The 25,305-nt window shown below is 72.1% G+C and carries 17 protein-coding genes; 7 read left to right on the top strand and 10 right to left on the bottom strand.

Going from position 1 to position 25,305, the window contains the following annotated elements; all coding sequences use genetic code 11:
* Positions 1 to 111 precede the first annotated feature (111 nt).
* Genes iolD through iolC form a run of 4 tightly spaced genes read right to left on the bottom strand, consistent with a single transcriptional unit; the run spans position 112 to position 4,929 of the window.
* The gene (gene iolD / locus ACWCSV_RS21090) at positions 112 to 2,046 is read right to left on the bottom strand and encodes a 3D-(3,5/4)-trihydroxycyclohexane-1,2-dione acylhydrolase (decyclizing) (RefSeq protein ID WP_451144365.1); all 1,935 of its coding nucleotides are present in this window, start codon (positions 2,044 to 2,046) and stop codon (positions 112 to 114) included.
* The gene (gene iolB / locus ACWCSV_RS21085; RefSeq protein ID WP_451144363.1) at positions 2,043 to 2,942 is read right to left on the bottom strand and encodes a 5-deoxy-glucuronate isomerase; all 900 of its coding nucleotides are present in this window, start codon (positions 2,940 to 2,942) and stop codon (positions 2,043 to 2,045) included. Before iolB ends, iolD begins: the two co-directional genes overlap by 4 nt.
* Positions 2,939 to 3,862 (bottom strand): Cgl0159 family (beta/alpha)8-fold protein, encoded by a 924-nt coding sequence (locus ACWCSV_RS21080; protein ID WP_451144361.1) that lies wholly within the window; start codon positions 3,860 to 3,862, stop codon positions 2,939 to 2,941. The genes iolB and ACWCSV_RS21080 overlap by 4 nt, the downstream gene beginning before the upstream one ends.
* Positions 3,859 to 4,929: a 5-dehydro-2-deoxygluconokinase gene (gene iolC / locus ACWCSV_RS21075; RefSeq protein ID WP_451144359.1), complete on the bottom strand. Its 1,071-nt coding sequence runs from the start codon at positions 4,927 to 4,929 to the stop codon at positions 3,859 to 3,861. The genes ACWCSV_RS21080 and iolC overlap by 4 nt, the downstream gene beginning before the upstream one ends.
* Positions 4,930 to 5,176: 247 nt before the next feature.
* On the opposite strand from iolC, the gene ACWCSV_RS21070 reads away from it, so the two are divergent.
* A complete protein-coding gene (locus tag ACWCSV_RS21070; protein WP_451144357.1) occupies positions 5,177 to 6,103 on the top strand; it encodes a sugar phosphate isomerase/epimerase family protein in 927 nt (308 codons plus the stop codon).
* 83 nt (positions 6,104 to 6,186) lie between these two features.
* Here the strand turns inward: ACWCSV_RS21070 and ACWCSV_RS21065 are convergent, their stop codons facing one another.
* Positions 6,187 to 7,197 carry a hypothetical protein gene (locus tag ACWCSV_RS21065; RefSeq protein ID WP_451144355.1) on the bottom strand — a complete coding sequence of 337 codons (1,011 nt, stop codon included), beginning with the start codon at positions 7,195 to 7,197 and terminating at the stop codon, positions 6,187 to 6,189.
* 299 nt (positions 7,198 to 7,496) lie between these two features.
* Here ACWCSV_RS21065 and ACWCSV_RS21060 point away from each other — a divergent pair, with 299 nt between their 5' ends.
* Together ACWCSV_RS21060 and ACWCSV_RS21055 are read left to right on the top strand one after the other, a co-directional pair.
* Positions 7,497 to 8,315 (top strand): TetR/AcrR family transcriptional regulator, encoded by an 819-nt coding sequence (locus ACWCSV_RS21060; RefSeq protein WP_451144353.1) that lies wholly within the window; start codon positions 7,497 to 7,499, stop codon positions 8,313 to 8,315.
* A gap of 309 nt (positions 8,316 to 8,624) precedes the next feature.
* The gene (locus tag ACWCSV_RS21055) at positions 8,625 to 8,834 is read left to right on the top strand and encodes a MarR family transcriptional regulator (RefSeq protein ID WP_327175888.1); all 210 of its coding nucleotides are present in this window, start codon (positions 8,625 to 8,627) and stop codon (positions 8,832 to 8,834) included.
* Positions 8,835 to 8,838: 4 nt separating this feature from the next.
* Here the strand turns inward: ACWCSV_RS21055 and ACWCSV_RS21050 are convergent, their stop codons facing one another.
* Both ACWCSV_RS21050 and ACWCSV_RS21045 read right to left on the bottom strand, forming a co-directional pair.
* Positions 8,839 to 9,909, bottom strand: coding sequence for a zinc-binding dehydrogenase (locus ACWCSV_RS21050; protein ID WP_451144351.1), 1,071 nt, complete (start codon positions 9,907 to 9,909; stop codon positions 8,839 to 8,841).
* Between the two features lie 117 nt (positions 9,910 to 10,026).
* Positions 10,027 to 12,312, bottom strand: coding sequence for an MMPL family transporter (locus ACWCSV_RS21045; RefSeq protein ID WP_451144349.1), 2,286 nt, complete (start codon positions 12,310 to 12,312; stop codon positions 10,027 to 10,029).
* Positions 12,313 to 12,470: 158 nt separating this feature from the next.
* Between ACWCSV_RS21045 and ACWCSV_RS21040 the strand changes: the two genes are divergently transcribed.
* The 4 genes from ACWCSV_RS21040 (at position 12,471) to ACWCSV_RS21025 (ending at position 17,741) form a co-directional block, all read left to right on the top strand.
* Entirely contained in the window at positions 12,471 to 13,301 is an 831-nt protein-coding gene (locus ACWCSV_RS21040; RefSeq protein ID WP_451144347.1) for a TetR family transcriptional regulator, read from the top strand.
* A gap of 362 nt (positions 13,302 to 13,663) precedes the next feature.
* Complete coding sequence (locus tag ACWCSV_RS21035) at positions 13,664 to 14,659, top strand: PrsW family intramembrane metalloprotease (RefSeq protein WP_451144345.1); 996 nt, start codon at positions 13,664 to 13,666, stop codon at positions 14,657 to 14,659.
* Between the two features lie 175 nt (positions 14,660 to 14,834).
* Positions 14,835 to 15,140 carry a heavy-metal-associated domain-containing protein gene (locus ACWCSV_RS21030; RefSeq protein ID WP_451144343.1) on the top strand — a complete coding sequence of 102 codons (306 nt, stop codon included), beginning with the start codon at positions 14,835 to 14,837 and terminating at the stop codon, positions 15,138 to 15,140.
* A gap of 264 nt (positions 15,141 to 15,404) precedes the next feature.
* Positions 15,405 to 17,741 (top strand): heavy metal translocating P-type ATPase, encoded by a 2,337-nt coding sequence (locus tag ACWCSV_RS21025; protein WP_451144341.1) that lies wholly within the window; start codon positions 15,405 to 15,407, stop codon positions 17,739 to 17,741.
* A gap of 631 nt (positions 17,742 to 18,372) precedes the next feature.
* Here the strand turns inward: ACWCSV_RS21025 and ACWCSV_RS21020 are convergent.
* The 3 genes from ACWCSV_RS21020 to ACWCSV_RS21010 form a co-directional block, all read right to left on the bottom strand.
* Complete coding sequence (locus tag ACWCSV_RS21020) at positions 18,373 to 19,671, bottom strand: citrate synthase (protein ID WP_328721589.1); 1,299 nt, start codon at positions 19,669 to 19,671, stop codon at positions 18,373 to 18,375.
* Between the two features lie 224 nt (positions 19,672 to 19,895).
* Positions 19,896 to 22,139 carry an SF1B family DNA helicase RecD2 gene (gene recD2, locus ACWCSV_RS21015; RefSeq protein ID WP_451144338.1) on the bottom strand — a complete coding sequence of 748 codons (2,244 nt, stop codon included), beginning with the start codon at positions 22,137 to 22,139 and terminating at the stop codon, positions 19,896 to 19,898.
* Between the two features lie 116 nt (positions 22,140 to 22,255).
* Positions 22,256 to 24,733: a hypothetical protein gene (locus ACWCSV_RS21010; RefSeq protein ID WP_451144336.1), complete on the bottom strand. Its 2,478-nt coding sequence runs from the start codon at positions 24,731 to 24,733 to the stop codon at positions 22,256 to 22,258.
* Positions 24,734 to 25,305: the final 572 nt, after the last annotated feature.

Below are 25,305 nucleotides of genomic sequence, written 5' to 3'. Positions count from 1 at the left end.
GGGCTTCCCGGGCTTCCCGGGCTTCCCGGGCTTCCCGGGCTCCGGAGTTTCCCGGAAGCTTCCCGGGCTGCATCGGTTTCGGGGACTCACGGACGGACAGCGGCTCGGGCTTCAGAGGCGGCGGTGCCGGGTCGCCCGTCGGCGGTCGTACACCTCGCGGGCCTCCACCGCCGCCGGGCGGGTGGCCGCCTCGGCCACGGGCACATCCCACCACGCCTGCGCCGGCGGGGGGCCCGGCACTCCGTCGGGTGTGCGGTCTCCGGGGTGGGCGGACGGCGGCGGGGCGAGTGCGACGTGGACGCAGACGGGGTGGTCGGCGGCCCGTGCCTCGGTGAGGGCGGCGCGGAGTTCGCCGACGGTACGGGCGCGCAGGGCCCGCATGCCGAGGGAGGCGGCGTTGGCGGCGAGGTCGACGGGGAGCGGGTGGCCGGTGAACGCGCCGTCGGGGGCCCGGTGGCGGTAGTCGGTGCCGAAGCGCTCGCCGCCGACGGCCGCCGAGAGCCCGCCGATGGAGGCGTACCCGTGGTTGTCGAGCACCACGAGCTTGACCGGCAGCCGCTCCTGGACGGCGGTGACGATCTCGGTCGGGTTCATCAGGTACGTACCGTCGCCGACGAGCGCCCAGACCGGGCGGCCGGGGGCGGCGAGCTGGACGCCGATGGCCGCCGGGATCTCGTAGCCCATGCAGGAGTAGCCGTACTCGACGTGGTACTGCCGGGGCGATCGCGCCCGCCACAGCTGGTGCAGGTCGCCGGGGAGCGAGCCGGCGGCGTTGATCAGGACGTCGTCCTCGGTGACGAGGGCGTCCAGCAGTCCGAGTACCTGGGTCTGGGTGGGTGCGGCGCCGGGATCGGGGGCGGCGAACGCGGCGTCCACCCGGGCCTCCCAGCGCGCCTTGCCCTCCGTGTACGCGCGCTCGTAGCCGGGGTCGACCCGGTGGCCGTGGGCGCCGAGGGCGGCGGCGAGCGCTTCGAGGCCGGTACGGGCGTCCGCGACGAGCGGGAGGGCGGCCTGCTTGTGGGCGTCGAACCCGGTGACGTTGAGGTTGACGAACCGGGTCGCCGGGTCGGGGAAGAGGGTGGCCGAGGCGGTGGAGAAGTCGGTCCAGCGGGTGCCGACGCCGATCACCAGGTCTGCTTCGCGGGCCAGTCCGTCGGCGGTGGCGGTACCGGTGTGGCCGATGCCGCCGACGTCCTGCGGATGGTCGTGGCGCAGGGTGCCCTTGCCCGCCTGGGTGGTGGCGACGGGGACGCCGGTGGCCGCGGCGAACGCGGCGAGGGCCTCCTCGGCGGCGCTGTGCCGCACCCCGCCGCCCGCGACGAGCAGCGGCCGGCGGGCGGCCCGCACCGCCCGGACGGCCCGGTCCAGCTCGTCCGGGTCGGGCGCGGGGCGGCGTACGTGCCAGACCCGCTCGGCGAAGAACTCCTCGGGCCAGTCGTACGCCTCCGCCTGTACGTCCTGCGGGAGCGCGAGGGTGACCGCGCCGGTGGAGACCGGGTCGGTGAGGGTCCGTGCGGCCTGGAGGGCGGCGGGGATCAGTGCCTCGGGGCGGGTGATCCGGTCGAAGTACCGGGAGACCGGCCGCAGGCAGTCGTTGACCGACACGTCCCCGGCGTACGGGACTTCGAGCTGCTGGAGCACCGGGTCGGCGGGGCGGGTGGCGAAGGTGTCGCCCGGGAGGAGAAGGACGGGCAGGTGGTTGACGGTGGCGAGGGCGGCGCCGGTGACGAGGTTGGTGGCGCCGGGGCCGATGGAGGTGGTGACGGCGTGGGCGGAGAGCCGCCCGGACTGCCGGGCGTAGCCGACGGCCGCGTGCACCATGGCCTGTTCGTTGCGGCCCTGGAGGAAGGGCATCCGGGAGCCGGGGCTCCGGGCGTCCTTGGAGCCGCCGTACTCCAGGAGTGCCTGGCCGATGCCGGCGACGTTGCCGTGGCCGAAGATGCCCCAGGTGGCGCCGATCAGCCGCTGCCGCTCTCCGTCGCGCTCGGTGTACTGCCGGGCGAGAAAGGCGATCAGGGCTTGTGCGGTGGTCAGACGGACGGTCACCTGCGTTCCTCCGGTGCGGCGTACATCGGGAGCCGGGGGTCGGCCTGCCGGGGGTCCCAGGTCTCCCTGATCCAGGCGTGGTCGGGGTGGTCGCGGATCAGCCAGGCGCGTTCCTCGTCCGGTCCGGCCATCACGTTGAGGTAGTAGAGGGCGCCCTCCGGGGGTGCGATGGAGGGGCCGTGCCAGCCGTCGGGGACGAGGACGGCGTCGCCGCCGCGTACCTCGGCGAGCACGTCCGCGCCACCGGGGCGGGACGGGGAGACCCGGTGGTAGCCCGGGCCTCCGCGCTCCAGTTCGAAGTAGTAGATCTCCTCCAGCACCGACTCCACGCCGGGTTCGGCCTCGTCGTGCTTGTGCGGCGGGTAGGAGGACCAGTTGCCCGCCGGGGTGAGGACTTCGACGGCGATGAGCCGGTCGCAGTGGAAGGTGCCGGCGGCGGCGAAGTTGTTGACCTGCCGGGCGCAGGTGCCGGAGCCGCGCAGTTCGACAGGTACCTCCGGCGCGGAGCCGTAGCGAGCGGGGAGCTGTCGCTCGCACTTCGCTCCTGCCAGGGCGAAGCGGCCTCCCGCGCCGGAGGAGATCTGTGCGGTGGCATCGCGCGGTAGGTACGCGAAGTCGGCCACCCCGCTGAACACGCTCTCACGGCCGGTGAGTTCAAAGATGTCACCTGCCGTGTGCACCGTACAGCCGCCGGTCAACGGCAGAACGATCCATTCGCTCTCCCCGGTGACGAGTGTGTGAACTCCGCCCGGCGGCAGGTCGAGCACCCGAAGGCTCGACCGCTGCCATCCCGCCCTCTCCGGCCCGATGTCCAGGGCGTACGGGGCGTCTTCGGGGCCGCCTCTCAGGTGCAGGGGGCGGCGGTGCGCCGCGTCGGTGTCGTGGTGCGTCGTCATGGTGTCTCCCTTCCCTCGCCGGTGGCGCACGGCCGGAGCAGCCCGACCGCCGTGTCGACGGCCTGCGCGACATCGCCGTCCGGCGGGTAGAGCAGCGCCCGGCCCACCACGAGGCCACGCACGGTCGGCAGCCGCAGGGCACCGCGCCACTTCTCGTACGCCCCGTCCAGGTCGTCGCCGACCTCGCCGCCGAGCAGCACGGCGGGCAGCGTGGAGGTCTCCATCACCCGGGCCATGTCCTCGGGGCGCTCGGTGACGGGGACCTTCAGCCAGGTGTACGCGGACGAGCCGCCGAGCCCGGAGGCGACGGCGATGGCGGTGGTGACGGCCGGGATGCTGAGGTCCGTACGGAGCTGGCCGTCCTCCCGGTGGCAGAGGAAGGGCTCCACGAAGACGGGCAGCCGGTGGGCGGCCATCGCGTCGATGGTGCGGGCGGCGGTGTGCAGGGTGTCGAGGGAGCCGGGGTCCTCGTGGTCGATGCGGAGCAGCAGCTTGCCCGCGTCGAACCCGCGCCGGGCGAGGTCGAGGGGGCGGAAGCCGGTGAAGCGGTCGTCCAGTTCGAAGGCGGCTCCCGCGAGGCCGCCCCGGTTGAGCGAGCCCATGACGACCTTGTCCTCCAGGGCGCCGAGGAGCAGCAGGTCGTCCACGATGTCCGCGGTGGCGAGCACTCCGTCGACGCCGGGACGGGAGAGGGCCAGGCAGAGGCGTTCGAGGAGTTCGTAGCGGTGCGCCATGGCGAGGGCCCGGCCGCCGACGGCGAGCGCTCCGCGCGCCGGGTGGTCGGCGGCGAGGATGAGCAGTTGCTCGCCGGGGCGCGCGAGGGGCCTGCGGCGCCTGTGGGAGGCGGCCTCCTCGATGGCCTCCGGGTGCTCGGCGCGCAGCCGTACGAGGTCGGCGAGCGAGGAGGCGGCGGGGGTCATGTGCCCGTCCCCGTCGGGGACGGGGATTCGGGCCCGGAGTCAGGTCCGGGTTCGGGCCCGTCCGGGGCGACCTCCCCGCGGGCGAGGGCGGCCTCCACCTCGGCGGGGAAGGGCATCGCGGACGAGCAGGCGAGCCGGGAGGCGACGATGGCCCCGGCCGCGTTGGCGTACCGCATCACGTGTTCGGTCTCCCATCCGGCGAGCAGCCCGTGGCAGAGGGCCCCGCCGAACGCGTCGCCCGCGCCGAGTCCGTTGACGACGCGCACGGGGAGCGGGGGCACTTCGGCGACCGTACCGTCACGGTGGACGGCGAGCACCCCCTTGGGCCCCTGTTTGACGACGGCCAGTTCGACCCCGGCATCGAGGAGCGCGCGGGCGGCGGCGTACGGCTCGCGCTCCCCGGTGGCGACGGCGCACTCCGCCAGGTTCCCGACGGCGACGGTGGCGAACGCGAGGGCTTCCCGGTAGCGGCGGGGCGCCTCGGGGTCCGCGTCGCCGCCCTCCCAGAACATCGGCCGCCAGTCGAGGTCGAACACGGTGACCGGCCGCCGCTCCGGTACGCCGGGCGCCGGGGCCGTTCCGGGACCGCCCGTACGGGCGTCGAGGGCGGCGAGGGTAGCCGTACGGCTGGGTTCGGCGCTCAGGCCGGTGCCGGTGACCCAGAAGATCCGGGCGGCGCGCACCGCGTCCAGGTCGAGTTCGTGCGCGTGGATCTCCAGATCGGGCGCCTTGGGCAGGCGGTAGAAGTAGAGCGGGAAGTCGTCGGGCGGGAACAGCTCGCAGAAGGTGACCGGAGTCGGGTACGCGGCCACCTCGCCCACCCACCGGTCGTCCACCCCGAACTCCCGCAACTGCGCGCGCAGGTACACGCCGAAGGGGTCCCGTCCGGTACGGGTGACGACGGCGGTACGGAGTCCGAGCCGGGCGCCGGCCACCGCCACGTTGGAGGGCGAGCCCCCGAGGAACTTGCCGAAGGCGTCGACCTGCGCGAGGGACACCCCCGTCCGCAGCGGGTAGAGGTCCACCCCGATCCGGCCCATGGTGATCAGGTCGTACGGCTGAGGCATGCACATCCTTTCCGACGCCGCGCAACGATCCGGCCCGGATCGCCTCCACACGGATCACACCCACCACGGATCCCGTCCGCCACCCATGACGTCCGCCACGCTGACATTCGCCGCGCGTGACATCCGCCGCGCATGGCATCCGCCACGGATCACGGGGACAGCCCTACCCCGAAACACCGTCAACATTTGGCCGGGACATGCGAACGCGCCCTTGACTCCACCGGGACAGGGGCCGAGGGTGGCCGATATGACCCGATCCGCACCCGCCCCCTCCCGTATCCGTATCGGCTCGGCACCCGACTCCTGGGGCGTCTGGTTCCCGGACGATCCGCGGCAGGTGCCCTGGCAGCGCTTCCTGGACGAGGTCGCGGCGGCGGGGTACGAGTGGATCGAGCTGGGCCCGTACGGCTATCTGCCCACCGATCCCGCCCGGCTCGCCGACGAGACCCGGCGCAGGGGGCTCTCGGTCTCCGCCGGGACCGTGTTCACGGGGCTGCACCACGGGCCGGCGGTCTGGGAACGGACCTGGGAGCACGTCGCCGGGATCGCCGAACTGACCCGGGCGATGGGCGCGGAACACCTCGTCGTCATCCCGTCGTTCTGGCGGAACGACAAGACGGGCGAGGTACTGGAGGACCGCACGCTCACCCCCGCGCAGTGGCGCGACCTCACCACCCAGACCGAGCGGCTCGGCCGGGAGGTGCGGGACCGGTACGGGCTGCGGATCGTCGTCCACCCGCACGCCGACACCCACATCGACAGCGAGGAGAACGTCAACCGGTTCCTCGACGCCACCGACCCCGGCCTCGTCTCCCTCTGCCTGGACACGGGGCACTACGCGTACTGCGGCGGCGACAGCGTCGCCCTGCTGCGGACGTACGGGGAACGGATCGGCTACCTCCACCTGAAGCAGGTCGATCCCGAGGTCCTGGCGAAGGTGGTCGCCGAGGAGCTGCCCTTCGGTCCCGCCGTCGCCCGGGGCGTGATGTGCGAACCGCCGCGCGGCGTACCGGCGCTGGAGCCGGTGCTCGAAGCGGCGCGCGCGCTCGGTACCGACCTCTTCGCGATCGTCGAGCAGGACATGTACCCCTGCGCCCCGGACGCCCCGCTGCCGATCGCCCGCCGCACCCGCGCCTACCTCCGCTCCTGCGGCACGCCGCCGCCCACCTCATGACTCCATGACGGCGAAAAGGCGGGGGCGGGGGCACGTGGTGCCCCGCCCCCGCCTCCGCCTTCCGGTACGGACAGCCGTTCAGGTCATACGAGTTGCGCCTGCGGTGCCGGCGCGGCGGCGGGGGCCCGGTGGCCGCGCCGGTCCGCGATCAGCATCAGGGCGAGGCCGAACACGGCCCAGCCGGCGAGCACGAGGGCGGGCGCGCCGGCACCGGTGCCGCCGAAGAACGCGTTGGCGCGCAGCAGGCTTCCGGAGGCGCCCGGCGGGAGGATCTGCCCGAGCGTGGCCCAGCCGTCCGGCAGCCAGTGGGCCCCACTGGCCAGTCCGGAGAGCGGGTTGCCGAGCAGCATGACCACGGCGGCGCCGAGGCCGAAACCGGCCATGCCCAGCAGCGCTTCGAGCCCGAGCAGGGTCATCACCAGGGCAGCCATGCCCAGGGACAGGCCGAGGCCGCTGAGCACGTAGTCGCCGTCGAGAGAACCCGTGCCGAACTGAAGGAGGGCCGTGACCGCGAATCCGGCCAGCAGGGCGAAGACGGCACCTCCGACGAGACGGCGGCGGAGTCCGGCGTGCCCGGGGAAGAGGCGGGTGAGGAGCACCGCGGGAATCATGCCGCCGAAGATCATGGGGAACGCCGCGGCGGCGAAGCCAGCGCCCTTCGGGTCGTCGGCCGTGAACGGCTTCAGGTCGGTGACGGTCACCTCGGCCTGCTGCTGGTGCGCGATCCCGCTGCCCATGGCGGTCACCGCGGCGGTTGGCTGCGCCCCGCCGGCGGTGGCCGTGTAGACGGTCACGTGCCCTGGGGTCAGTGCTATGCCGCCCATGATGTCGCGGTTCTCCATCGCGGCCTTCAGGGCCCCCTCGTCGCCGTAGGTGGTGACGTTCCATTCGTCGCCGGAGAGTGCGCCGGAGACGGCCCTGGTCGCCTGGGCGGACCCGGTGACCCCGACGGGAAGGTCGTGCGGGCCGCTGTTGACCGAGGGCAGGGCGAAGGCGCAGAGCATGAGGATCACGACGGCGACCAGGCCCACGACCACGGCCAGGAGCTTGCGCGCCTGCCCGGCGGGTGCGGGCGGGGTGATTTGCTGGGTCATGGCGGATTTCCTTGCGATGGGCCGGTGGGTGGATGCCTGGCGGGCCGTCGCGACGCGCGTACCCGTCGCGATGCACGTGGCCGATGTACGTGGCCGATGTACGTGGCCGATGTACGTGGCCGATGTACGTGGCCGGGAGGAGAAGGGACAAAGGCGCGGGCGCACCGGCGACGGCCGGACGTCACGCTTCGCACGAGGCTCGGCGGCAGAGAGCGGCAGAGTGCGACAAGGCGATGGTTCGCACGCCGCACACGTCCGCCACAGGAACTGATACAAGAATACAAGGTACATTGATGCATGTGTCAAACGAAGAGTTTCACCCCGCTGTCCAGGTGCCGTCCGACCTGGTCGAGGCGGCCCTCCGCGCAGCGCGAGCACGCAAGACGGCCGTCGCCGACGTGTCGATGCAGGCCATCGCCCAGGAAGCGGGTATCTCCCGCAGCACCCTGCTACGCCGCCTCGGGGGCGCCCGGCACGCCCTCGACGAGGCGGTCCGCGCCGCCGGGGTCGACCCCGGTGGCCACAGGCCCGTACGCGAGCGGGCCGTCGAAGCGGGAGCCGCACTCATCAGCAGCGACGGCCTGGCCGCGCTCTCCCTCGAACGCGTCGCGGCGGCGGCCGAGTGCTCGGTGCACAGCCTCTACGCCGCGTTCGGTGGCCGGGACGGGGTGATGCAGGCCATCTTCGAGCGGTACGGCCCGTTCGTGAACATCGAAGCGGTCCTGGCCGCCCACCCCGGGGACCTGCGGAGTACGGTCCGCGGGATCTACGCGCACCTCGCACACGTCGTCGGCCTCGAACCCCGGGTGCTCCCCGCGATCCTCGCCGAGGTCCTGGCCCGCCCGGGGGACGACGCGACGCAGGTCCTCGCACGCCACACGATCCCGCGCCTCTACGCGAGCATCGGCGAGTGGCTGGCCTCCGAGGTCGCGGCGGGCCGCATCCGCGACCTGCCGCTCATCGCCCTCATCCACCAGATGTCGAACCCCCTGCTCATGCACCTCCTGCTCCGGCCGGCCCTGGAACTCGTACCCGGCCTCCAGATCCCCTCCGTCGAGGAGATGTGCGACGCCTTCGCCGAGGCATTCGTGCACGCTGTGGGGCTGCCCGACGCCTGACCGGCCGAGAGGCCGTCCCGACCGGCCCCGGCCGTCCCGACCACCGGCGCCCCGGTCCCACGGCCCCCGGGCCCCGTCCACCCGCCGGGCCGCCGGACCACCGGGCCGCCGGGCCTCGCCCCGCCCGCCTTCGTGGGACATGTGCCGGTTGTGTACGGCATGCGTCACAGCTGCGCGACAACACCCGTCGGCCGGCGCTCCCGGTCGTTCGACAGATCACCGCTGACCGATCGTCAGCCGGGGCACCGCGGCCCCCTTCACTACCTCACCACCGCTGCGGTGCGGCAACGCGCAGAGAGGCGACACTCGATGACGGACAGCACGCTCTGGTCCTACAAGGACATCGCCGCGCACATCCGGGTCCTGCCGGACACCGTGCGCTCGTACCGCAAGCATGGTTTTCTTCCCGACCCCGATCAGGTGCGGGACGGCCGGCCCTACTGGTACCCGGACACCGTCCGCCACTGGGTCGCCCGCCGGCCCGGCAACCGCAACCGCGTCCGCACGCTCACCGGCTGAGCGGTCACCCGCTGAGCGACCCGTGGCGTCTGCGCCCCGGTTCGATGATCGTCACCCCCGCTCCTGGGGCCCCGCCCATCGCGGCGAGCGCCGCGGGGGCCTCGGCGAGACCGATGGTGGAGGTCACCAGGAGGTCGGGGCGCAGGGTCCCCGCCCGGACCAGGTCCATCATCGGCGGGTAGTCGTGGGCGGCCATTCCGTGGCTGCCGAGGATCTCCAGTTCCAGCGCGATCACGCGTGCCATCGGGACGACCGGGTCCCCGGCCGCCGTCGGCAACAGCCCGACCTGCACATGGCGTCCGCGCCGGCGCAGGCTGCGTACGGAAGCGGCGCAGGTCACCGGCGAACCGAGGGCGTCGAGCGACAGATGCGCCCCGCCGCCCGTGAGTTCACGGACGACGGCGTCCGCGCCCTCCGGGTGGGCCGAGGCGTCCACGCACGCCGCCGCCCCGAACGACTTCGCCAGGTCCAGAGCGGCGGCCGAGACGTCCACGGCCACCACCCGGGCTCCGGCGGCCGCCGCGATCATCACGGCGGAGAGCCCCAGCCCACCGCAGCCGTGCACCGCGACCCACTCCCCCGGCGCGACGCGGCCCTGACCGACGACCGCGCGGAACGCCGTGGCGAACCGGCACCCCAGGCCCGCCGCCGTGGCGAAGGAGAGCTCCTCGGGCACGGACACCAGGTTGACGTCGGCGTTCTCCAGCGCGACGTACTCGGCGAACGAGCCCCAGTGCGTGAAGCCGGGCTGGGTCTGGCGCTCGCACACCTGCTGCGCCCCCGAGGCGCAGGCCGCGCACCGACCGCAGGCGCAGACGAACGGGACGGTGACCCGGTCGCCGGGGCGCGGGCCGACGACTCCGGCTCCGACCGCCTCGACCACTCCGGCGAGTTCGTGGCCCGGCACGTGCGGGAGGGTGATTCCTTCGTCGTGGCCCATCCAGCCGTGCCAGTCGCTGCGGCACAGCCCGGTCGCCTCGACCCTGACCACCACCCCCTGCGGGGCGGGGACCGGATCGGGCACCTCACGTACCCGTGCCTCCTGACCGAACTCCTCGAACACCACTGCTCGCATGGCCCCGCCCTTCCGTCGCGTCTCGCGTCCCGTTGGAACGCCCGGTGCTGCGCCCGGTGCTGCGCCCGGTGGGCACGGTACGGTGCGCCGCCCTGTCGCGCCGCACCGGATGGGGCGTCAACTGCCGTTGGAGATCGTGGTCCGGCCCGGGTCGGACGAGGTTGTCACCCCGCTTCCAACGGCCGCCCCACGGCTGCCCGGCACGGAAGCGACCATCCCCGCTCCCTGCCCGGACGGGGCGGGTGCCGCTCCCTCGTCGAGGCTGAATCTTCGGTGGAGGGCGCGCAGCGGGGCGGGCGCCCACCAGGTGGCGCGGCCCATCACCTTCATGACCGAGGGGACCAGGAGGCTGCGCACCACCATGGCGTCCATCAGTACGGCCAGGGCGATGCCGAGTCCGAGCATCTTGGTGTTGGTCACCCGCGAGGTCCCTATGGCGACCATCACCACGGCCAGGATCACCGCGGCTGCGGTGATGAGCCCGCCGGTCTGGCGCAGTCCGAAGACGATGGAGCCCTCGTGGTCGCCGCTGCGGTCGTACTCCTCCTTGATGCGGGAGAGCAGGAAGACGCCGTAGTCCATGGAGAGCCCGAAGGCGACGCAGAACATCAGCACGGGCAGGGTGGTCTCGATGTCGCCGGTGCTGGTGAAGGAGAGCGGTCCGGAGAGGTGGCCCTCCTGGAAGACCCAGACGACCGCGCCGAACATCGCGGTCAGGCTGAGGGCGTTGAGCACGACCGCCTGGACGGGGATCAGGACGCTGCCGGTGAGCAGGAAGAGCAGGAGCAGGGTCACCACGGCGATGATGCCGACCGTCCAGGGGAGCCGTTCGGCGATGGCGTCCTTCGAGTCGACGAGTACGGCGGCGGTCCCGGTCACCGAGGCATGGACGGGTGCGTCGAGCACGCGGAGGTCGTGGACGAGCTTCTGGGCCTCCGGCCCGGCCGCCTCGCCCTCGGGCACCACGGAGTAGGTGGCGGAATCTCCGGCCGTCAGCGGACCGTCCACCCGTGCCACTCCTTCCGTGGCGGCGATCCGCTCACGGAGTGCCGCGTACTGGGCAGGGGTGGCGGGCTCTCGGACGAGGAGGGTGAGGCTGCCGCCCGGGGACCCGGGGAAGGCCTCCCGGATGTGGTCCTGCACCGTGCGGGACGCGGAGTCCGCGGGGAGCTGGCGGTCGTCGGCCATACCGAACCGCACGCCCAGGAAGGGCAGTCCGAGCAGGACGAGCGCGGCCGCGGTCACCAGGGCGAAGACCGGGGCGCGGCGCATCACCAGCGCGGCGAGACGGGCCCACCCCCGGCCGGCCGTCCCGGGCTCCGCCTTCCGGACACCTCTCCTGCGGTCCAGCGCGCGCCGCAGGTCCAGGGCGTTGACCCGGGGGCCGAGGAGCACCAGCGCGGCCGGAAGGACGATGAGGGCCGCCCCCGCCGCCAGCACCACCACGGCGATTCCGGCGTACGCGAAGGAGCGCAGGAAGTACTGGGGGAAGACGAGCATCGCGGAGAGCGCAACCGCGACCGTGAGCGCGGAGAAGAGCACGGTGCGCCCCGCCGTACGGAGGGTGATGCCGACCGCGGAGCGGGGGTCGGCGCCGGCGGCCATCTCCTCGCGGAACCGGCGCACGATGAACAGGGCGTAGTCGACGGCGAGTCCGAGACCGAGGGCGGTCGTGAGGTTCTGGGCGAAGACGGAGACGTCGGTCAGCTCGGTGACGCCGCGCAGCACGGCACTGGTCCCCAGGATCGCCACGATGCCGACGCCGAGGGGGAGCAGGGCCGCCACCGCGCTGCCGAAGACCATCACCAGCAGGACGAGGGTGACCGGCAGGGCGACCAACTCCGCCCTCAGCAGGTCCTGCTGGATGATCGACTGCATCTCGTGCCGTGCGGCGACCAGACCGCCGATGGAGACCTTCACCGGCCCGTGCTCCCCTTCGAAGAGCGGGGCGATCCGGTCGAGCGTCTCTCCGGAGCCCTTCTCCTGACCGGTGATGTGGGCGGCGATCAGCGCTTCGTGTCCGTCCCGGGCGCGCAGGGCGGGGGCGGAACTCTGCCAGTACGAGCCGACGCCGGTGACCCCTTCCTGGGCGGCCAGGCGTGCGGTGAGGCGCGAGGCCTCGGCCACCACCGCCGGGTCGTCGACCGAGGCCCGCCCGCTGTCGATCAGCAGCAGGAGGTTGGGCTGGGAGGCGGGGAACTCCTTCTCCAGCACCCGGGTCGTCCAGGTCGATTCGGCGTCCGGGGCCTCCCAGCCGCCGCTGCCCATCTGGTCGCCGACACCGCTCCCCGCGAACACGGCGAGCGCGGTGAAGAGGAGCGCCGCGAGCAGGGCGAGCCGAGGCCGCGCCGTTACGAAACGGGTCCAGCCACCGAGCCGCCGCGGGCTCTCGACTACAGACATGATGCGGTGCCCCCTCCACCAGGCCCGGGCTGCGCGAGGCAGCACGGGCCGGCCACTGCCACATAGACTGGCAAACACGAGTGGTCGCTCGCGTTTCTCAAGAATGCGAGTGCCCGCTCGTGTTTGTCAATCACTCTCTCGAGGGCTGGGGATGAACCATGTCTGAGGCCGGAACCGAGCGGGCCGCCGCCGCGGCGGCGAAGGAATCGACCGCCGAGGAATCGACGACGAAGGGATCGACGACGAAGGGATCGAGCACACAGGGACCGCGCGCAAAGGGAGCGAGCGCACAGGGACCGGGGGCGCGGGACGGAGCACGCACGGGCGCCGCCCCGGACGAAGCCGGGAGCACCCCGGCCCCCCGCCGCCGCCAGGCGCGCGGCGAGGCCCGGATAGCCCAGCTGCTCGCCGCCGCCGCCGACGTGTTCCGTACACAGGGCTACACCGCCGCCAGCACCAATGCCATCGCCCGTGAGGCCGGCGTCTCGCCCGGCACGCTCTACCAGTTCTTCCCCAACAAGGAGGCGATCGCCGTGGAACTCGGCGACCGCCTCCTGCACCGCTGGCAGGAGACGTACGGCGAGGCCATCACCCTGAGCCACTCCGAACTCGCGCTGGACCGCCTGCTCGACGCGGTGCTCGATCCGCTGATCGCCTTCAACACGGAGAATCCGGCGTTCTGCGTCCTGATGCACGGCGGCGAGGTGCCCGGCCGCATCACCGAGAAGCACGACCTCGTGCACGACGCGATGCTCACCCGTGTCGAGGCGCTCCTCGCGGGTTACCTGCCGGAGCTTCCCGACGCACAGATACAGCGCGTCGGCACCATGTCCTTCCAGCTGTTCAAGGCCGGAATCGACCTGATCATGACGCACGAGGGCGAGGAGCGGGAGGCGTACGCCCGCGAGCTGAAGACGGTGATGTTCCGCTACCTGAACCCGCTGCTCGACGAGGCGAACCGGCTCTCCCGCACCCCGGGTTCCACCTGACCGCACGGCACGGGACACGCCACGACGCGAGGCGCGGTGCGGGGAGCAGCAGGGCCATCGCTCACTGGCATATGCCCCGGAACATCCCAAACGGTGCGACGACATGCCCCACCAACGACCGCCGCGCTCCGACGACACGCCCTTCGTGTTGCGGCCCTGACGCGCCAGGACGCAGCCCATAGTCTACGGATCCCGCCCGATTCACCCCGACCGTCACGACATCAACCGATCCAGCCCGATCCTCTCCTCCCGATCCCCTCCTGCCCCCTCCCAACTCGTCCCGGTCACCCTTCCGGGAGCCGGGAGATCGCACCCTCCCGATCCCCTCCCGGGAGCAGGGAGGCCCCCCACCAGGAGCCGACGTGAACTCGTCCTCCCCCGACGACCCACCACCCCCGCAGCCGCCCACACCTCCGCCCGGCCCGCCGCCCGGCCCGCCTGGCGCACCCCGGCCGCGTCCCGGCCTGTGGCGGCGCTGCCTCTGGGGTGGGGCCGTCTCGTGGGCCCTCGCCGCGGGGGCCACGTACCTCACCGAGAACTCCACGCTGCTGCCGACGCTGATCCTGCTCGGCAGTTTTCTCGTGCCGGCCGCGTTCGTGCTGTGGGCGTACGAGCGGCACGGCGAGGACCTCGGGCCGTCGATGATCCTGGGCTCGTTCCTGACCGGCGGAATCCTGGGGGTGCTGGGCGCCTCGGTCCTGGAGTACTACCTGCTGCACCAGACCTCGGCCTGGCTGTACCTCGGCGTGGGCCTGATCGAGGAGGCGGTGAAGCTGGGCGCCCTGATGTTCGTCCTCCGCCGCCACCACTCCATCCGGGGCCGCAGGGCCGGGCTGGTGCTGGGCGGCACGGTGGGATTCGGTTTCGCGGCGTTCGAGAGTGCCGGGTACGCCTTCGACGCGGCGGTCACGCTGGAGGGCATCAACCTGCGCGCGCTGTTGGAGACCGAGGTGCTGCGCGGCGTGCTCTCCCCCTTCGGGCACGGCCTGTGGACAGCGATCACCGGCGGGGTCCTGCTGGTCCACCGGGAGGTGAACGGCCGGTTCCGTTTCCCGCCGGCGGTCGTCGGAACCTTCCTCGGAGTCGCCGTCCTGCACGCCCTGTGGGACTCGATGCGGGGTATCGCGGTCTGGCTGGTCGCGCGGGTCACCGGTGACGGGCAGGTGGATTCGATTCCGGCCCGGGGGTTCCTGGAGAACCCGACCGGCCGGCAGCAGCACCTCTTCACCTTGATCTCGGTGGGCGGCACGGTGGCGACCACCCTGGTCGGGGTCTGCTGGCTCCGCGTCCTCGTCCTGCGGTCGCGGCAGGAGCGGGCACGAGAGGCGTCGGCGCCCGGCGCCCGGCGCTCGCCTTGATACCCCCTAGGGGTATAGTCTGGAGAGCGAGGCAAGGAGGCTTCGGGCCGCCCCGGACGCAGACCGGATGTCCCGAGTCCCTCATACAACGCTCAATGTGCCGATTTGTTGCGCTTTCGACCTGTGGCAGGCGCCGCGGTCCACGCTCTTCGGCATCCGATCAGAGGAGAACACCATGACCGCCGAGACCGAGATCCCTCAGGCCGCCGCCCGCTCCTGCTGCTCGTCCGGGGCCGATCACGGTGCCCCCGCCGAGGTGTCGATCGGCTCGGTCACCGCGGTGTACGAGGTGAAGGGCATGACCTGCGGCCACTGCGAGGGCGCCGTCTCCGAGGAGATCTCCGCCATCGACGGGGTGACCGAGGTCAAGGCCGTCGCCGCGAGCGGCCAGGTGACCGTCTCCTCCCGTGCGCCGCTGACCGAGGAAGCCGTGCGCGCCGCCATCGACGAGGCGGGCTACGAGTACGTCGGCAAGGCCTGACCGACAACGGCCGGACGCCCACGGCCCGGACGCCCACGGCCTGACCGACAACGGCCGGACGCCCACGGCCCGGACGGCACCGGACCGGACCGCCCCGACAGCGGCGGCCCGAACGGCAACGGCCCGAGCAGCATCGGCCCGGAAACGGCCCCCGCCGGGGCACGCGGTCCGGACCGCCGCCCCACCCACCACCCTTCGGGCCGGACGCCACCAGCAGATACTGGTGGGGTACGGCCCTGAAGTGTTTCTCCCAGGAGTTCGGACATGGCCAGCACCACCACAGCCGAGGTCACCACAGCCGAGGTCCCGGCCCCGGAAGTCTCCGAGACCGAGCTGATGATCGGCGGCATGACCTGCGCCTCCTGCGCGGCGCGGGTCGAGAAGAAGCTGAACCGGATGGACGGCGTGACCGCCACGGTGAACTACGCGACCGAGAAGGCCCACGTCTCCTTCGGTCCCGGCACGGATCTCGCGGATCTCGTCGCGACCGTCGAGCGGACCGGCTACACCGCCACCCCACCCCCGCCCCCACCGCCGCCGGAGGAGCCGGAGTCCGCGGCGTCCGCCGCCATATCCGGCGAGGCAGCCGGGGCGGGGGCCGAGGCCGCCGGTAACGGGACGGAGGACGAGAAGGACGGCCCCCCCGCCGCGCTCCGGCAGCGCCTGATCGTGTCGGTGCTGCTCTCCGTGCCGGTGGTCCTCCTCGCGATGATCCCGGCGCTCCAGTTCGACAACTGGCAGTGGCTCTCGCTGACGCTCGCCGCTCCGGTGGTCGTCTGGGGCGGGCTGCCGTTCCACCGCGCCACCTGGACCAACCTCCGGCACGGCGCCGCCACCATGGACACGCTGGTCTCGGTCGGCACGCTGGCGGCGTTCGGCTGGTCGCTGTGGGCGCTCTTCTTCGGCGACGCCGGGATGCCGGGCATGCGGCACGGCTTCGATCTGGTCGCCTCCCGGGCCGACGCGTCCTCCGCGCTCTATCTGGAGGTCGCGGCCGGGGTGGTGAGCTTCATCCTGCTCGGCCGCTATCTGGAGGCCCGGTCCAAGCGGAAGGCGGGTTCCGCGCTGCGTGCGCTGATGCACCTCGGGGCGCGGGACGTGGCGGTCCTGAGGAGCGACGGCACGGAGGTACGCGTCCCGGTCGCCCGGCTCGCGGTGGGCGACCGTTTCGTGGTGCGGCCCGGTGAGAAGATCGCCACGGACGGCACGGTGGCCGAGGGCGAGTCCGCGGTGGACGCCTCGATGCTCACCGGCGAGTCCGTGCCGGTCGACGTGGGCCCCGGAGCCACCGTCACCGGAGCCACCGTGAACGTCTCGGGCCGGCTCGTCGTGGAGGCGACCCGGGTCGGGGGCGACACCCAGCTCGCCCGGATGGCCCGGCTCGTGGAGGACGCCCAGAACGGCAAGGCGGAGGTGCAGCGGCTCGCCGACCGGGTGTCGGCGGTCTTCGTACCGGTGGTGCTGCTGATCGCGGTGGCCACGCTGGTCACCTGGCTGCTGGTGACGAACGACGTCACGGCCGCGTTCACGGCGGCGGTCGCCGTACTGATCATCGCCTGCCCCTGCGCCCTGGGGCTCGCCACTCCCACCGCCCTGATGGTCGGTACGGGGCGCGGCGCCCAGCTGGGCATCCTGATCAAGGGCCCCGAGGTCCTGGAGACGACCCGGCGCATCGACACGATCGTGCTCGACAAGACCGGCACCGTCACCACCGGCCGGATGGCGCTCCGGGCCGTGCACACCGCGCCCGGGACGGCCGAGGACGAGGCGCTGCGGCTGGCCGGGGCGCTGGAGCACGCCTCGGAACACCCGGTCGCCCGTGCGGTGGCCGCCGCGGCGGCCGAGCGCCTGGGGGCGCTGCCGGCCGCGACCGGCTTCGGGAACGTCGCCGGGCTCGGCGTGCGCGGCACGGTGGACGGACACACGGTCCTCGTCGGCCGGCCCACGCTCCTGGCGGAGGCCGGGATCGCCCTGCCGCCGGTACTGGAGTCGGCGCTCGCCGGGGCCGTCGGGGTCACGGCCGTCGTGGTCGGCTGGGACGGGGAGGCCCGCGCGGTCCTGGAGGTCGCGGACACCGTGAAGGAGAGCAGCGCCGAGGCGGTCGCGGAGCTGCGCCGGCTGGGCCTGCGCCCGGTGCTGCTGACCGGTGACAACCGAGCCGTGGCCGAAACCGTGGCGCGCGCCGTCGGGATCGACGAGGTCTATGCCGAGGTGCTGCCCCAGGAGAAGGTGGAGGTCGTGCGCAGGCTCCAGGCGGAGGGCAGGTCGGTCGCGATGGTCGGTGACGGCGTGAACGACGCCGCCGCTCTCGCCACCGCGGATCTGGGGCTGGCGATGGGTACGGGGACGGACGCGGCGATCGAGGCGAGCGATCTCACACTGGTACGTGGAGATCTCAAGGTGACAGGGGCCGCGATCCGCCTCTCGCGGCGTACGCTGTCCACCATCAGAGGCAACCTCGTCTGGGCCTTCGGGTACAACGTGGCGGCCCTGCCGCTTGCTGCGTTCGGCCTGCTCAACCCGATGATCGCGGGAGCCGCCATGGCGTTCTCCTCCGTATTCGTCGTGACGAACAGCCTGCGCCTGCGCTCCTTCACGTAATTTCCACAAAGAGATCTAGATCACATCGATTTGAGGGTAACCATTCAATGGGTTCGTGAGTCTTAGAGTGCGATGCCAAGGATGTCTTGGGGGACGTCCGATGAAGTGTCTTGGGGGACGCTTCATGGCAAGCGTTGGCCGGGGCACGTGCATCGGGGAGCTTTGAGCGGCCCTCCCGTACGTACCCCGGCGGACCGCAGCAGGACAAGGGAGTGCAGACTCCCTGAGGACGCCCGGCCGGATCCCGTGGGGGGAATCCGCTCCGGGATATGGGAAGCGCCCTGTTCGTCGACCCGTGGGGGGATCGACGGTGGGGCGCTTCCTGCTTTTTCCGGCCACATCGAGGGATCCCGCACGGCTGCGGCCCCACAACGCCGAATCGCCCCGGACACCGCGCTCTGGGCGAGCGCGGCACGCGGGGCGAAGGCAGTCGGCCGAGGAGGCCGGGGTGCGTGGTGCGGGTACTTCGATCAGTGCGGGCACTGCGGGACAGCAGGTACTACGGGTCCTACGGGCGACGCGGGCAGAGCGACTACGGCGAGCGGCCCTACGGGTACGGCGCCACGCGGCTCATGCGGTCGTCGCGCCGTACCGGTCCACCCGGGCGCCCGAAGGCGCCGGACGGGGTGCGTCAGCGGCCCTCGACCGGGACGAAGTCGCGGAGGACCTCGCCCGTGTAGATCTGGCGCGGGCGGCCGATGCGGGATCCCGGCTCCTTGATCATCTCGTGCCACTGGGCGATCCAGCCGGGGAGGCGGCCGAGCGCGAAGAGCACGGTGAACATCTCGGTCGGGAAGCCCATGGCCCGGTAGATCAGACCGGTGTAGAAGTCCACGTTGGGGTAGAGGTTGCGCGAGACGAAGTACTCGTCGGAGAGCGCGTGCTCCTCCAGCTTGAGCGCGATGTCGAGCAGCTCGTCGGACTTGCCGAGGGCCGACAGGACGTCGTGCGCGGCAGCCTTGATGATCTTGGCGCGCGGGTCGAAGGACTTGTACACCCGGTGGCCGAAGCCCATCAGGCGGACGCCGTCCTCCTTGTTCTTCACCTTGCGGATGAAGGCGTCGACGTCGCCGCCGTTGGCCTGGATGCCTTCCAGCATCTCCAGCACGGACTGGTTGGCGCCGCCGTGCAGCGGGCCCCACAGGGCGGAGATGCCGGCGGAGATCGAGGCGAACATGTTCGCCTGCGAGGAGCCGACCAGGCGCACGGTGGAGGTCGAACAGTTCTGCTCGTGGTCCGCGTGCAGGATGAGCAGCTTGTCCAGCGCCGAGACGACGACCGGGTCCAGCTCGTACTCCTGGGCCGGGACCGAGAAGGTCATGCGCAGGAAGTTCTCGACGTAGCCGAGGTCGTTGCGCGGGTAGACGAACGGGTGACCGATCGACTTCTTGTACGCGTACGCCGCGATGGTCGGGAGCTTCGCCAGCAGGCGGATCGTCGAGAGGTGACGCTGCTCCTCGTCGAACGGGTTGTGGCTGTCCTGGTAGAAGGTGGACAGCGCGCTGACGACCGAGGACAGCATGGCCATCGGGTGGGCGTCGCGCGGGAAGCCGTCGAAGAACCGCTTGACGTCCTCGTGCAGCAGGGTGTGCTGGGTGATCTCGTTCTTGAAGGTCGACAGCTCGTCGACCTTCGGAAGCTCACCGTTGATCAGCGTGTACGCGACCTCAAGGAAGGTCGAGCTCTCGGCGAGCTGCTCGATCGGGTACCCGCGGTAGCGGAGGATGCCCTGCTCACCGTCGAGGTAGGTGATGCCGGATTTATAGGCGGCCGTGTTGCCGTACCCGCTGTCCAGCGTCACGAGGCCGGTGTTGGCCCGCAGCTTCCCGATGTCGAAGCCCTTGTCGCCGACGGTGCTGTCGATCACCGGGTAGGTGTACTCGTCATCGCCGTACCGCAGTACTACAGCGTTGTTGGTGTGCTCGCTCACGTCATCCCTCACCGACGTAGTGCCTCTTCTTCGAGGTGCCCTGACTAGGTGCCCTGTGCCCTGACTGTCTCCACCCTCCCCCATTTGGCTCAGGAGAGTGCACTCGGGGTCGTCCATTGGACCTAATGGCGGCACTGAGTGCCGCCAACTTAGTCATCCTGCCCCCTCCCCGATGGTTCCGGAAGCCCTGGGTGATGTTTCCCACCGATTTGATCGATCATTTTTTACGGTGAGTCTCCCCCCGCCCCTCCCCTGAGCCGGAAATCCAGCGCCGTACAGCGCCTCCCGGCGGAAACCGTGCGGACGGCCTGCCCGATCGCCTTGCGGGAGCCGACCAGGACGACGAGCCTCTTGGCCCGGGTCACGGCCGTGTAGAGGAGATTGCGCTGGAGCATCATCCAGGCACTGGTGGTGACGGGGACGACGACGGCCGGGTACTCGCTGCCCTGGGAGCGGTGGATCGTCATGGCGTAGGCGTGGGCCAGTTCGTCCAGCTCGTCGAAGTCGTAGCCGATCTCCTCGTCCTCGTCGGTGCGCACGGTCAGCCGCTGCTCGTCGTTGTCGAGCGAGGTCACGACGCCGACGGTGCCGTTGAAGACGCCGTTCTCGCCCTTCTCGTAGTTGTTGCGGATCTGGGTGACCTTGTCGCCGACCCGGAAGACCCGGCCGCCGAACCGCTTCTCCGGCAGTTCGGGGCGGCCCGGGGTGATGACCTGCTGGAGCAGGCCGTTGAGGTGCCCGGCACCGGCCGGGCCCCGGTGCATCGGAGTGAGCACCTGGATGTCGCGGCGCGGGTCGAGGCCGAACTTCTTCGGGATGCGGCGGGCCGCCACGTCCACGGCGAGCACACCCGCGTCCTCCGTCTCGTCCTCCACGAAGAGGAAGAAGTCGTCGAGTCCCTGGGTGAGCGGGGGCTGTCCGGAGTTGATGCGGTGGGCGTTGGTGACCACGCCGGACTGCTGGGCCTGGCGGAAGATCCGGGTCAGCCGGACGGCCGGTACGGGCCCGCCCTCGGCGAGCAGGTCCCGCAGCACCTCGCCGGCGCCGACCGACGGCAGCTGGTCCACGTCGCCGACGAGGAGGAGGTGGGCACCGGGTGCCACCGCCTTCACGAGCTTGTTGGCGAGCAGCAGATCGAGCATGGACGCCTCGTCCACGACGACCAGATCGGCGTCGAGCGGCCGGTCCTTGTCGTACGCGGCGTCCCCGCCCGGTTTCAGTTCGAGGAGCCGGTGCACGGTGGAGGCCTCGGCGCCGGTCAGCTCGGAGAGGCGCTTCGCGGCCCGCCCGGTGGGGGCGGCCAGCACGACCTTCGCCTTCTTCGCACGGGCCAGCTCGACCACGGAGCGTACGGTGAACGACTTCCCGCACCCCGGTCCGCCGGTGAGCACGGCCACCTTCCGGCTCAGCGCGAGGCGCACCGCCGCCTCCTGCTCGGGGGCGAGGGTGGCGCCGGTCCGCCGGGCCAGCCACTCCAGCGCCTTCTCCCAGTCCACGTCCTGGAAGGCGGGCATCCGGTCCTCCGGTGTCCGCAGCAGCCGGCGCACCTGCCCGGCGAGGGAGAGCTCCGCCCGGTGGAAGGGCACGAGGTAGACCGCCGTGACCGGCTCGCCGCCCTCCGGCGAGGGCACCTTCTCGCGTACGACGCCCTCCGGGTCGGCGGCGAGTTCGGCGAGGCACTCGATGACAAGGCCGGTGTCGACCTGGAGCAGCTTCACGCCGTCCGCGATCAGCCGTTCCTCGGGGAGGTAGCAGTGGCCCTGGTCGGAGGACTGGGAGAGGGCGTACTGAAGTCCGGCGCGCACGCGTTCCGGGCTGTCGTGCGGGATGCCGACCGCCTGCGCGATCCGGTCGGCGGTCAGGAAGCCGATGCCCCAGACGTCGGCGGCCAGCCGGTAGGGCTGGTTCTTCACGACGGAGATCGAGGCGTCCTCGTACTTCTTGTAGATCCGCACCGCGATCGAGGTCGAGACGCCGACCGACTGGAGGAAGATCATGACTTCCTTGATCGCCTTCTGCTCCTCCCAGGCGTCGGCGATCTTCTTGGTGCGTTTCGGGCCGAGCCCGGGGACCTCGACGAGCCGCTTGGGCGCGTTCTCGATGATGTCGAGGGTGTCGGTGCCGAAGTGGGTGGTGATCCGGTCGGCCATGACCGGGCCGATGCCCTTGATCAGCCCGGAGCCGAGGTAGCGGCGGATGCCCTGGATGGTCGCGGGGAGCACCGTCGTGTAGTTCTCCACGACGAACTGCTTGCCGTACTGCTGGTGGGAGGCCCAACGGCCCTCCATCCGGAGCGACTCCCCCGGCTGCGCGCCGAGCAACGAGCCCACCACGGTGAGCAGGTCGCCACCGCGCCCGGTGTCGACCCGGGCGACGGTGTACCCGTTCTCCTCGTTGGCGTAGGTGATCCGCTCCAGGACCCCTTCGAGGACTGCCAGGCTGGGGGGCGGGGTGGGCGCGTTGGGCATGGATCGACGGTATCGGGTGGCGCCGACACCGCTGTACGGGGAGCGGGGGCCGTGACGACGGCCCGGCCGGGGAGGGTGTCCCGGCCGGGCCGTTGTCGTCCGCCTTCAGGGGTGGGTCAGGCGGCGGACTCGTCGTCGTGGACGGTGACGCGGGCGTAGTTCTGTCCGATCACCGCGCCGACGGGCGCCGAGACGTAGATCTTGTAGACCGTGTCGGCGGCGGGCTGGGCCGCGCTGTCGTCCACGACGGGCAGCTGGACCGTGGCCGAGGTGGCGCGCGCCGGGAAGGTGATCCTCCGGGCGGCGGTGGTGAGTTGCGTGCCGGTGCCGGCCACGGTCTGGAGGTTGACCGTCACCGGGGTACGGGAGGGGCGGGAGAGGGTGACCGTGACGGGGACCGTGCCGGCGTTCTCGGCGGCCGTGGCGCCGGAGACGGAGACCTGCGGCAGTTCGCTCGGGCCGCCGTGGCCCGCCTCGACGGTCTGGAAGGCCACGTCGGAGAGGTAGACCCCGCCGGCGGTCGCGGGGGCGGTCAGGGTGATGCGGCGGATGTCCGAGAGGTCCACGCCGCGCACCTTCGCCAGCGGCCAGTTCACCGTCTGGAGCCAGGTCTTGGGGAGCAGGGTGCTGGTGCCGGAGGACGGGTAGGCCGTCAGCGCGTCGCTGAGCGAGGAGAGGGCCACGGCTGCGGTGCGGCCGCGTCCGTCGGTGAGCCGGACGGTCAGGTCGGTGTCGGGTCCGTTCTCGTCCACGGCGGCCCGGAAGGCGAGGTTCTCGTAGCGCCGCACGTCACGGGAGCCCTTGGGTACCTCGATGACGGCTTGGGCGGAGGTGCCCGTGCTGTCCGGCCAGGTGAGGTGGAGCAGCGGGGTGGCTTCGACGTTGCCCGCGTAGTTGGCGGGGGTCCAGGACGGGAAGCGGGAGGTGCCGGTGGAGCTGGTGCAGGCGCCGAGGGCGCTGATGGTCGGGCGGCCGGTGAAGCCCGCGCAGTAGGTGCCGGTGGCGCCGCCGGTGACGGTGACGTTGGACGCCGGGCCGGTCAGCGGGGCGATGTCGGAGCGGCTGCGGCCGGGGGCCTGGGCCTCGCTGTACACGGTGGCCGCACCGACGGTGGCCGAGGTGCCGAGGCTGCCGTCGAAGAGGGGGAGGAAGCGGTCCTGGCCGCCGAGGGTGAGCTGGAAGAACCCGGACATGAGGGCCGTACCGGCTTCGGACTGCTCGGCGGCGGTCAGCCGGGTGGTGGTGGGCGAGGCACTGCCGCACACCGCGTCGGCGGAGGCGGACCAGTCGTCGCTCGCGGGGGCGACGGCGACGCCGGGGGTCCACTCGGTGTTGAAGAAGTTGTGGTCCGCGCCCATCACCATCAGGGAGGAGCGCAGTACGTCGTCGTCGGCGCCGGTGTAGCGGCTGTCGTCGTAGAAGTGCTGGCCCTGCTGGTTGGAGACGTCCCCGTCGCAGTACGGCAGGACGACGGCCATCGGCACGTCCGGCAGGGTCTCGCGGCCGAAGTCGATCGGGGCGAGCGGGAGTACGGCGTCGATGCCGTAGGGGTGGGCGCGGCCCGCGTTGAGCAGGGCGGCCTTGACGACGCCTTCGCCGCCGCGCGAGTGGCCCATCAGGCCGACGCTGGAGAGGTCCAGACGGCCCTTCAGCAGGTGGCTCATGCCGGGCGCGGTGCCCTTGTCGGCGCGGGCGAGCAGGTCGAGGTGGTCGAGGACGAGCTGCCCCCGGGCGAGGGTTCCGGCGTCGTCGGTGAAGGAGGCGTCCTGGGCGTTGATGCCGTCCGCGCTGACGGAGACGACCGCGTATCCCTGGGAGGCGAGGACCTCGGCGGTGGCGTTGTAGCCGAGGTAGCTGGGGATGGGCGCGTATCCCTCGGGGCAGGGCCAGGCGCTGTTGTTGGTCTTGGCGGTGCCGGCGTTCCAGCAGGCTGAGTGGCGGCCGTGCAGGAAGAGCACGACGGGGCGTTCACCCTTGGCGTCGGTCGGTACCCAGACGGCGGCGCGGAGTTCGGCGCCGCGGTCGCTCAGCCCGCCGAGGGTGACGGCGGTGTCGCCGAAGTCGTAGTCGGCGCGGGCCACGTGGTAGCGGCCCTTCGCGGTGGCGGCCTCGGTGAGCGAGGCGGCGGTGGCGGTGGGCCTGCCGTGCCGGCCGGTGCCCCGGGGGGCGTGCTGGGCCTTGGTGACCGTGTCGGTGGCGCCGTTCCAGGCGACGCGGACGTCGTCCGGGTGGGCGGCGCGCAGGTCGGTGGTGACCAGGGAGAGGGTGTGTCCGTCGGTGGTCTGCCGGGCGTATCCGAGGGAGGCGCCGTCGACGGCGATCTCGGGGAGCGCGTCGCGGACGGGCAGGGGCTCGTCGAGCTTCAGGGTGACGTGGTAGCCGTCGGCCGAGCGCGTGACCGACCAACTGCGGTCGTCGGCCGACCCGGTGGCGGTGGTGGCCGCCGGCTCCGGGTCCGTCTTCGAGGATGCCGGGGCGGCGAAGGCGGTACCGGTCATGGGGAGGGTCAGAGCGAGGGCGAGGGCGGCGACGGTGGCCTGCACCGGGCCCACCGTCCGGCGCGGCCCCGGGCGCCGGGAACGGGATATGGACATGCGGCGGTTCCTCTCGTGCATGGTCGGCGCCACCCCTGGGGGAGGGCGCCTGCTCCGGCTCACCGCCGGCACACACGAAGATCACCATCGCTTCTGATCAGCGGAATGTCATTTTTGTTTCTTACCGATCAACCGGACATGTTTACGTGCGATTTACACGCACTGCCGAACCGTCGCACGGGAGGCGAAACCCCGGAGCGCTGATGACGGGACCCGGACCCGCACCCGGGAGGCGCACGCGGGCTCGTTTGGGGAGCCGCTGTCGCCGGCGTCTGCCGCCCCGTCCACACCGAGGCACCGGGCCCCCGCCGCGCCCTGCCCCGCCCCGCCGCCACCACCACCGCCCGAAAACCGGTGGAACCGTATCTCCGTGCGCCGTTACCGTGCTCCCGCCCCGCTCCACCCGTGGTCACCCGTCTGAGGACACGCCGATGTACACGAAGTGAGACACCCCGAGCGCTGTTCCTTCGCCCGTCGCTCCCGTGCGCCGGGCTCCTTCTCGCTGCGGTTCTCTCACTGAAATCGGTGTATCTCCATGTCCAGGAACTGGGTCGTCGTGCCCGCCGTCCGCC

The organism is Streptomyces sp. NPDC001770 (assembly GCF_053596135.1).
Note: the sequence above shows the minus strand (reverse complement) of the source record. Positions and strands in the feature narration are given on the sequence as shown.

Bases quoted from the DNA above. Each gene is read 5' to 3' on its own strand.
- iolB (WP_451144363.1), bottom strand. From the start codon at position 2,942: ATGACGACGCACCACGACACCGACGCGGCGCACCGCCGCCCCCTGCAC.
- ACWCSV_RS21045 (WP_451144349.1), bottom strand. From the start codon at position 12,312: ATGTCTGTAGTCGAGAGCCCGCGGCGGCTCGGTGGCTGGACCCGTTTC.
- ACWCSV_RS21025 (WP_451144341.1), top strand. From the start codon at position 15,405: ATGGCCAGCACCACCACAGCCGAGGTCACCACAGCCGAGGTCCCGGCC.
- ACWCSV_RS21010 (WP_451144336.1), bottom strand. From the start codon at position 24,733: ATGTCCATATCCCGTTCCCGGCGCCCGGGGCCGCGCCGGACGGTGGGC.
- ACWCSV_RS21030 (WP_451144343.1), top strand. From the start codon at position 14,835: ATGACCGCCGAGACCGAGATCCCTCAGGCCGCCGCCCGCTCCTGCTGC.
- ACWCSV_RS21040 (WP_451144347.1), top strand. From the start codon at position 12,471: ATGTCTGAGGCCGGAACCGAGCGGGCCGCCGCCGCGGCGGCGAAGGAA.
- ACWCSV_RS21070 (WP_451144357.1), top strand. From the start codon at position 5,177: ATGACCCGATCCGCACCCGCCCCCTCCCGTATCCGTATCGGCTCGGCA.
- iolC (WP_451144359.1), bottom strand. From the start codon at position 4,929: ATGCCTCAGCCGTACGACCTGATCACCATGGGCCGGATCGGGGTGGAC.
- ACWCSV_RS21080 (WP_451144361.1), bottom strand. From the start codon at position 3,862: ATGACCCCCGCCGCCTCCTCGCTCGCCGACCTCGTACGGCTGCGCGCC.
- ACWCSV_RS21065 (WP_451144355.1), bottom strand. From the start codon at position 7,197: ATGACCCAGCAAATCACCCCGCCCGCACCCGCCGGGCAGGCGCGCAAG.
- recD2 (WP_451144338.1), bottom strand. From the start codon at position 22,139: ATGCCCAACGCGCCCACCCCGCCCCCCAGCCTGGCAGTCCTCGAAGGG.
- ACWCSV_RS21050 (WP_451144351.1), bottom strand. From the start codon at position 9,909: ATGCGAGCAGTGGTGTTCGAGGAGTTCGGTCAGGAGGCACGGGTACGT.
- ACWCSV_RS21055 (WP_327175888.1), top strand. From the start codon at position 8,625: ATGACGGACAGCACGCTCTGGTCCTACAAGGACATCGCCGCGCACATC.